General features: G+C 71.6%; 7 protein-coding genes. 2 read left to right on the forward strand and 5 right to left on the reverse strand.

Annotated elements, in window-relative coordinates:
- The 5 genes from Mterra_RS16365 to Mterra_RS16385 all read right to left on the reverse strand — a co-directional run.
- Positions 1–227 (reverse strand): GNAT family N-acetyltransferase (locus Mterra_RS16365; protein WP_218022956.1); only part of this gene is annotated, 227 nt, incomplete at its 3' end.
- A complete protein-coding gene (locus Mterra_RS16370; RefSeq protein WP_119316137.1) occupies positions 224–1,204 on the reverse strand; it encodes a GNAT family N-acetyltransferase in 981 nt (326 codons plus the stop codon). The genes Mterra_RS16365 and Mterra_RS16370, both read right to left, overlap by 4 nt.
- The gene (locus Mterra_RS16375) at positions 1,201–2,148 is read right to left on the reverse strand and encodes a GNAT family N-acetyltransferase (protein ID WP_119316138.1); all 948 of its coding nucleotides are present in this window, start codon (positions 2,146–2,148) and stop codon (positions 1,201–1,203) included. The genes Mterra_RS16370 and Mterra_RS16375 overlap by 4 nt, the downstream gene beginning before the upstream one ends.
- Positions 2,145–2,741 carry a cysteine hydrolase family protein gene (locus Mterra_RS16380; protein ID WP_119316139.1) on the reverse strand — a complete coding sequence of 199 codons (597 nt, stop codon included), beginning with the start codon at positions 2,739–2,741 and terminating at the stop codon, positions 2,145–2,147. Before Mterra_RS16380 ends, Mterra_RS16375 begins: the two co-directional genes overlap by 4 nt.
- Positions 2,738–3,685, reverse strand: coding sequence for an RIO1 family regulatory kinase/ATPase domain-containing protein (locus Mterra_RS16385; protein WP_119316140.1), 948 nt, complete (start codon positions 3,683–3,685; stop codon positions 2,738–2,740). Before Mterra_RS16385 ends, Mterra_RS16380 begins: the two co-directional genes overlap by 4 nt.
- Before the next feature lie 339 nt (positions 3,686–4,024).
- Between Mterra_RS16385 and Mterra_RS16390 the strand changes: the two genes are divergently transcribed.
- Both Mterra_RS16390 and Mterra_RS16395 read left to right on the forward strand, forming a co-directional pair.
- On the forward strand, positions 4,025–7,687 hold the full coding sequence (locus tag Mterra_RS16390; protein WP_119316141.1) for a GAF domain-containing protein: 3,663 nt from the start codon (positions 4,025–4,027) through the stop codon (positions 7,685–7,687).
- Between the two features lie 270 nt (positions 7,688–7,957).
- A partial coding sequence (locus tag Mterra_RS16395; protein WP_147372884.1) for a class I SAM-dependent methyltransferase occupies positions 7,958–8,658 on the forward strand: 701 nt, incomplete at its 3' end.

Consider the following 8,658-nt stretch of genomic DNA (forward strand, 5'->3'; position numbering starts at 1 on the left):
CCCCAGCACAGCCCGCCCTCCCCGCGCCCGGCGGCCACGTAGTAGCCCCCGCAGCCCAGCACCTCGCCCGCGGCCTCGAGCACGAAGTAGGTGCAGGGCAGCTCGTCCAGGAACCCGGCGAACTCCCTCTCCTCGTGCGGGGCGAAGAACCGGGGCACGTTGGAGCGGAAGACGGCGAGGCAGGCTTCGCGGTCGTGGGGGTGGTAGGGGCGGAAGACGAGGCTCATGCGCTATCCCCGAAGTCCTTGCGGAAGGTGACCCACGCGGGCATCTTCCAGAAGCCCAGCCGCTCGTTGATGGCGAGCATCGGGCGGTTGGTCGAGTCGTTCCAGGTCTTGACCTGGGCATAGCCCTCGCGCTTGGCCCACATCAGGTTCTTCACCTTGAGCGCCAGGGCCAGCCCCCGGCGGCGCCACTCGGGGCGGGTGCCGGTGGCCCCGTTGTGGAGGTCGGGGCTTTCCTGGGCCTTCCAGAGGGTGCTCACGGCCACGTACTCCCCGTCCTTGAGCGCCACCAGCCAGCTATCGGGCGAGAGGTCGGGGCTTTGGAGGTAGTGCTTGAGGAAGTGCTCGAAGCTGTAGCCGGTGTAGGCCTCGGAGGCGGGCATGTCGCGCTCGGCGGCGAGCTCGAGCTCGTAGAGCTTGCGGTCGCGCCCGGGGTCGGCCTCCAGCTCGCGGATGCTCTTGAACTCGAAGCCCTCGGCCTCCAGGCGCTCGAGGAGGGGGAGGTAGGGGGCGGGGTCGAAGGCCTGCACGTCCAGCCGCGACTCCCACGCCCGCCGCTCCTCGACGAAGCCGCGCTCCTGCAGGAAGCGAACGCCGCGCTGCAGGTCCTCGCGCACCCCCACCCGCACGGCGAGGGGCTCGAGGGGGGCCAGCGCGTCCATGAGCTGCCGGTAGAGCGCCTTGCCGACGCCCTGGCCCTGGTGCTCGGGGCGGACCCAGGCCTCGAGCCAGAACTTGCGCGGGTGGTAGTTGCTGGCGCTCTGGCCGTACTGCCCCACCCCCACCACCTGCCCGCCGAGCTCGGCCACGAAGCGGGCGAAGCGGTGCTCGGGGTTGCGGTTGCGGTCGGTGTGAAGCCACTCCTCGACCGAGGCGGGGTAGTCGGGGTAGACCGCGTTGCTGGCCTCGACGGCGGCGGGGTAGTCGGCCTCGGTGAAAGGGCGAACGGTCAGGTTTGTAGGGTTCAGGGTGCTTTTCACGTTTCCTCCCGGACGAGCAGGTTTTTCTTGAGGTGGAGCTGGGCGGGCTCCTTCTCGAAGCCCAGCGCCTCGTTGATGGCGAGCATGGGGCGGTTGACCTGGTGGTTGTTGGTGCGCACGTAGCGGTAGCCCTGGGCACGGGCGTACTCCAGCGCCCGCAGCTTGAGGGCGAGGGCGACGCCCCGGCGCCGGTGCGAGGGCAGCACCCCGGTGAGTCCGGTCTGGAGGGTCTCCTGGCGCGGCGAGCGCCACAGCTGCGAAACCCCCACCATGGCCTCGCCGTCGAAGGCGATGAAGTTGGCCTCGGGGATGAGGTTCTTGTCGCCCATGGCCCGCTCCTGCCACACCTCGAAGGGCCACACCTCCACCGGCTGGGCCGAGGGCACGTCGCGCAGCAGAGCGGCGATCAGGGCGTAGTAGCGCCGCTGCACCGCCTCGCTCTGGCAGTCGAGGTCGGCCAGGGTGCCGATCCTGAGGGGCTCGGGCAGGGGCCGGCGGAAGGGGGCGGGGTCGAAGCGACGCAGGTCGAGGACGCTGGCCCACATCCGGTCGTAGACCTCGAAGCCGTGCGCGGCGTAGAAGGCCGCCTGGGGCCAGTCCTCGCGCACCCGGCTCACCAGCGCCTCGGGCCGGTAGGGGGCGACCTCGCGCTCGAGCGCCCCCCACAGCGCCTCGGCCAAGCCCTCGTGGCCCCTCAGCAGGCCCCACTCCACCTCGAGCTGCCCCGGCACCGGGTTGAAGCGGGGGGTCATGAAGGCGAACCAGCCCACCGCCTCGCCGCCGTGCTCGACGAAGAAGGTCTGGGAGACCTCGCCGGGGCCCTTGGTGGCGTCGAAGTGGCGAAGGGCCTCCAGGGTGCGGGGCCGGTCGGGGTAGACCGCGTTGTTGAGCCGCACGTAGAGCGCGTAGTCGCCGTCGCTGAAGTCGAAAGGCCGGGTGTTCATGGGCTTCCTCCTGTGGTCGGTCTAGAGGCTCCCGCCCCCGGGCGAGAGGGGAAAACCACCTCGCCGGCGGGGAGCGCCCCGATGCCCACCAGCCCCTCGAAGCCGTGGGCGGGGCCGTTCATGCCGTCGAGCAGGGCGTTGTGGTGGGCGATGATCTGCCGTGCGCTCAGGTGGGGGCTGTCGGAGGTGCTGTGGGCGTCGGCCACCAGCGTCACGCGGTAGCCCAGGTAGGCCGCGCGGCGGCAGGTCGCGTCCACGCAGAACTGGGTCTTGAAGCCGCTCACGACCAGGTGCCGCACCCCGCGGGCCTCGAGCTCGCCCTGCAGGCGGGTGCCGTAGAAAGCGTCGGCGGCCAGCTTGCGCACCCGGAGGTCGCCGGGCCGGGGGGCGAGGAGGGGGTGCAGCTCCCACTCGGGCGTGCCACAGCCCCCGATGTCGTCGTCCTGCACGTAGATCACCTCGAGTCCGGCGGCCCTGGCCCGCGCGGTGAGGGCCGCGATGCATCCCAGGGTCTCCTCGGCGCGGTAGACGGGGCTGGGCCCCTGGAACACCCCCACCTGGGCGTCAACGACCAGCAACGCGACCTCGCTCATAGGTAAGCCACCTCCATGGGGGTGAAGCGGGTGGGGTTGGCATGGGCAATTTGCCAGACCTGGCGCAGCACCGCCTCGGGCTTTGGGCGGAGGCCCAGGTGGCCGAACGTACGGCACAGGCCCCGCACGTCGCGCTCGAGGATCTGCATCGCCAGGGGGTTCTTGTCCCACTCCACCATCTGCGGGAAGTCGATGACCACCACCCGGCCCTGGTGCCACAGCAGGTTGAAGGTCGAGTAGTCGCCGTGGACCTTGCCCGCCGAGAGGATCAGGCCCAGGTTGTGGACGGCCTGCTCGAGCGCCTCCCGGGCCTCCTCCCGGCTCAGGCCCGCCTCCGAGAGGCGCGGGGCGGGGCCGTCCTCGTCGCCCACGAACTCCATGAGGATCACGTTGCCCGCGTGGGCGACGGGCTTGGGCACCGGCACGCCGAGCCGGTGCAGCGCGTGGAGCTGGCGGTACTCCTCCTCCACCCACAGCACGTTCTGGGCGCTGATGCCGAACTGGCTGCGCTGGTCGATGGCCTTCTCCATCCGCTGGTTGCCGACGAAGCGGCCCTGGCGGTAGAGCGCGTCGTTCTTGAACGAGCGCACCCGGCTGTCCACGTAGAGCTTGGCCGCCAGCAGGGCCTCGGGGTTGTCGGGCCAGGACTTCTCAGTAGCCCGCACCACGTAGACCGTGGCCTCCTTGCCGCTGCGCAGTTCCCACAGCAGCTCGCTGAACTGTTCCCTTTCGTAAAGGCTCTGTAGGCCGGGGTCGCTGAACTTGGGGGCGCGGGGGTCTTTGAGGCCGTCCTCCAGGAGCTTCTTCACCGAGCGGCGGCGGGGGGGCTTGCGGGCTAGGCGGTGGGCGCGCTCGGCGAAGTGCTGCCGGGTCTCGGGCTCGTCCTCGAGCGCCGCTTCGGCCTCGAGCTCCTCGTCCAGCCAGCTTTTGGTGTCGTGTTGCATTGGTTCAACCTCGAATGGGGTAGCAAACGGAAGTCCGGGGGCCTCTGGCGTGCCCCCGGACAGAAATTACGCCCTGTCTATGCTGCCGACATAACGGCACGGAGGCAAACCACGGAAGAGACGCCAGTGACGGCTTGGGGAAGGAAGCAGTAGCTCATCATCATCGTGGTCACCTCCTTTCGGAGTGGTGCAATGCAGAGAGTGTAGCACGACCCCCTATCTCCCGCGCAAGCCCCCCCTGGGCCGAGAACCGGGCCCGCGCCCGTGGCCCGCGCTTTCGTTCGACTCTTGTACCGAGTACACCGCCGGCGGGTGCAAGATGCACTACCATCTAAAGATATGGCCCCGGCCCCCGACCCCCGCAGCGCCGGGGCGCGTCCTGCCGAGTCCAAGGCGGAGCCCCCCTACGCCACCTTGCTGCGCACCGTCGAAGCCCTGGCCACCCGCAGCGAGGCCGAGGCGTGGCAGAGCATCCTCGAGTCGGCGGTGGCGGTGGTGCCGGGGGCGGAGGCGGGCAGCCTGCGGCTGCGCCAGGGCGAGCGCTACCGCTTCGTGGCCCAGGTGGGCTTCGGCGAGGAGGTGCTGGGGATCGAGACCAGCGAGGAGGCCGCCGTGCGGTGGTACGGCGACCCCGAGGGCTGGCGGCGGGGCGAGCCGCGCATCCTCAGCCGCGAACAGCTCCACCCCACCATCGAGCTCGACCCCAACAACCAGCACCTCGTCGAGCGCATCGGCAAGCACATGACCCAGATCCAGGCCAACCTCTCGGTGCCCATCGTGCTGCGCGGGGAGACGGTGGCCGAGATCAACCTCGACTCCCTCAGCGACCCCGCCGCCTTCGACGCCGACTCGGTGCACATCGCCCGCGACTACGCGCTGCAGATCACCGCGCTGCTGGTGGCCCGCCGCGACCGCGAGGAGCTCGAGGCCCGCGCGCGCGAGTTCGAGGTCATCGAGGCGGCGACCGAGGCCCTGCGGGGGGCGACCTCGAGCCGGGGCATCGCCGAGCGCCTTCAGGTGGAGATCGCCCGGCTGATGAACTCCGAGCACGTGGTCGTCGGGCTGCTCGACCCCAAGGACGCCGCGTTGCGCCTGGAGGCGGCCCAGGGCCTGTTCGAGGCCTTCTTAGGGGCGGAGGTGCCCCGCGGCAGGGGGCTGGCCTGGCGGGCGCTCGAGCAGCGCCAGCCCGTGCACACCCCCGACGCCACCCAGGACCCCCGCGCCTACCTCCCGCCCGCGCGCCGGCGCCACAAGGTCCCGCCCCACGAGCAGCTCGTGGTGCCCTTCTTCGCCTCCGACGGCAGCCCGCTGGGGGTGCTGGGCTCGGGGCGCCGCCACCCCGGGCGCTACAGCCCCCTCGACGTGCGGCTGCTGCAGGTGGTGGCCAACGTGGCCGCCACCGCCCTCGAGCGCGTGCGCGAGACCGAGGCCCTGCGCCAGCGCCTGCACGAGCTGGAGGTGCTCGAGCAGGTCTCCAAGGCCCTCAACGACGCCCTCGCCGCCCGGGACGTGCTCGAGACCGTGGCCGGCCAGATCACCAAGCTGATGGGTTCGGTGAGCTCGGGCATCTTCCTGCTCAGCCCCGACGGGCAGGAGCTGCGCATGGCCGCGGCCCGCGGCAGCTTCACCGCCTACTTGGGGGTGGGCGTGCCCAAGGGCCAGGGCCTGAGCTGGGCGGCAGTGACCAGCGGCCAGCCCGTGCTCAGCGCCGACGCCCTCAACGACCCCCGGGTCTACACCGCCTTCCGCCAGCAGGACCTGCCGCGCTCGAGGGCGGTGGTGCCCATGTACGACTCGCAGGGCCGGGTGCTGGGCACGCTGGTGGCCTCGCGCAACGAGCCCAACGCCTTCTCCCCCAAGGACGTGGGGGTGCTGCAGGTCATCGCCAACGTCACCGCCTCCGCGCTGGAGCGGGTGCGCTCGAGCGAGGGGCTGCAGGCGCGGCTGCGCGAGCTCCAGACCATCGCCGACATCTCCCAGGCCCTCAAGGACGCCGCGACCCGGCAGGAGATCGGGGAGCGGGTGGTGAGCGAGAGCGCGCGGCTGCTGCAGTCCGAGCACGCCGCGCTGCTGACGCTGACGCCTTCGCGCCAGGAGCTGGAGGTGGTGGCCGGGGTGGGCTGGTTCAGCCAGGTCGAGGCCTTCTGGCTGCCGCGCGGCATGGGGCTGGCCTGGCACGCGCTCGAGTCGCGCCAGACCGTCTACAGCCCCGACGTGGCCGACGACCCCCACGGCTTCACCCCCGCCCAGGCCCGCGAGGGCGGCCTCAACCGCTCGCAGATCACCCTCCCCCTCCTCGACTCGGCCGGGCTGCCGCTGGGCGCGCTCATCTGCGGGCGCGACGCCTTCGACGGCTACACCCCCCAGGAGGTCCAGCTCGTCGAGCTCATCGGCAACCTCACCGCCAGCGCCCTCGAGCGCGTGCGCACGACCGAGGGCCTGCTCGAGCGGGTGCACGAGCTGGAGGTCATCGGCAGCCTGACCCGCGCGCTCAGCGACGCCCGCAGCGGCCAGGAGGTGGCCCAGACCCTGCTGGCGGTGGCCCGCGACCTCAGCCACGCCGACTGGGTGGCCCTGTACCGGGTGAGCGCCCGCGACCGGCTGCACCTGGTGGCCGAGCTGCCCCCCGCCGCCGACTTCGAGGCCCCGCACAACCCCGGCCTGGCCTGGGCCGCGCTGGAGAGCGGGCAGCCCTACCTCGTCCGCGACGCCTGGAGCGACCCGCGCATCTACCGCAACGGGGAGAGCGAGCGCTGGCCGCGCTCGCTGGTGATCCTGCCCCTGCTGGACTCCGCGGGCACGCCGGTGGGGGTGCTGCACGTGGCCCGCCAGGCCGCGGGCGCGCTGGGCGAGCAGGACCTGCACCTGCTGAGCCTGGTGGGCAACGTGGCGGGCAGCGCCTTCGAGCGGGTGCAGGTGAGCGAGAGCCTCCAGACCCAGATCCAGGAGAAGCAGGCCCTCCTCGACCTCTCCCACCTCATCGAGGAGACCTACCCCCAGGTGCTCGAGCGCGCCATCGAGCGCATCCGCCAGTTGGCCGGGGCCGAGCTGGTGATCCTGGGACGCCGGCGGGGCGAGACGGTCTACGCCCACAGCGTGGCGGGGGAGCTCGAGCTGCCCTGGCCGCTGGCGGCCGAGGTCAGCGTGGCGACCCTGAGCGAGCTGGGGCTCTTCGAGCGCGGCCACGTCCACGTCCCCGACAGCAGCCACTACCCGGCGCTGGAGCCCTACGCCCGCCTGGGGGTCTACAGCTTCTACGTCACCATGGCCAGCCGCGAGAGCGGGGCGGAGTGCGGCCTGACCTTCTGCCGCCGGGCCAAGGGCGGCTGGAGCGAGAGCGAGCGCCGCCTGATGGACGGGGGGGCGCGGCTGATCGGGGCGCTGGTGGCCCGCCTGGAGCGCACCCAGCGCCTGGAGGACGCCTACGAGCGGGCCCTGCGCGCCATCGGCGTGGCGCTCGAGGCCCGCGACCGCGAGACGGCGGGGCACACCGACCGCGTGGCGGCCATGGCAACCCAGTTAGGGCAAGCCCTCAAGCTCGACCCCACCGCCATCCGCGACCTGCGCTGGGGGGCCTACCTCCACGACATCGGCAAGCTCACCATCCCCGACGCCATCCTGCTCAAGCCCGGCCGCCTCAGCCCCGACGAGTTCGCCTTGATGAAGACCCATGCCCCCATGGGCGACGACCTCGTGCGCAACCTCCCCTTCGTGCCCCCCGCCGCCCGCCAGGTGGTGCGCCACCACCACGAGCGCTGGGACGGCCGCGGCTACCCCGACGGCCTCAAGGGCGAGACCATCCCCCTCCCCGCCCGAATCTTCGCGGTGTGCGACGTCTTCGACGCCCTCACCTCCGAGCGCCCCTACAAGTCGGCGTTGGGCCGGGAAGCGGCCGCCCTCGAGCTGTGGCAGAGCGCCCGCACGGGCCACCTCGACCAGGACCTGGTAGGCCTGTTCCTGCGGTTGCAGCAGCTGGACTCGGTGGTGGAGCCGACGGATTAGCGGGGGTCGGGGGTCGATGGCCGGGCGCGGGGCGCGGGTCGTACGTCGGGTGCGGGTCGTACGTCGTACGTCTTACGTCGTACGCCAAACGCAAGATGCTTTGTCACCCCCCTTAGCAAGGGGGGCCGGGGGGATACCCCCTCCCCGCCCGCGGGGAGGGAAGGGGTGGGGTCAACCACAGGCTACGAGCCACGAGCTGACGGCTGATAGCGGATAGCTGACCGCTGACGGCTTAAAGCTTTTCGCCTCCCGTTTCCCTAAAATCCCCCTATGGCCCGCAACGCGTACGGTTGGCTCTACGACAAGATCTATGGCTTCAAGGACTACGGCCTCGAGGCGCGGCGCGTCCACGGGATCGTCCAGGCGCGCAACCCGGGGGCGGGCAGCTTGCTGGACGTGGCGTGCGGGACGGGGAAGCACCTGGAGCAGCTCAAGGCGCGCTACCGGGTGGTGGGGACCGACCTCGACGAGGGGCAGCTCGAGGAGGCCCGCCAGCGGCACCCCGACGTGGTGTTCCACCGGGCCGACATGCGCGACTTCGAATTGGGCGAGCGCTTCGGCGCGGTCACGTGCTTGTTCAGCGCCATCGGCTACGCCGGGAGCGTGGAGGGGATGAACCGTGCGGTCGCCGCGATGGCGCACCACCTCGAGCCCGGCGGGGTGCTCCTGCTCGAGCCCTGGCTCAGCCCCGAGGTCTGGCAGAACGGCCGCCCCCACGCCGTCTTCGTGGACGAGCCCGAGCTCAAGGTGGCCCGCATGAACGTCAGCCGCCAGGAAGGGCGCGAGAGCGTGCTCGAGTTCCACTACCTCCTCGCCCGCCCCCAGGGCGTGGAGTACTTCACCGAGGAACTGCGCCTGTTCCTGTTCACCCACGAGGAATACACGGACGCCTTCCGGCAGGCCGGTCTGAGCGTCGAGTTCGACCCCCAGGGCCTCACCGGGCGGGGGCTTTACGTGGGGGTGAAGGGGAG

Source organism: Calidithermus terrae (genome assembly GCF_003574345.1).
Classification (GTDB): Bacteria; Deinococcota; Deinococci; order Deinococcales; family Thermaceae; genus Calidithermus; species Calidithermus chliarophilus.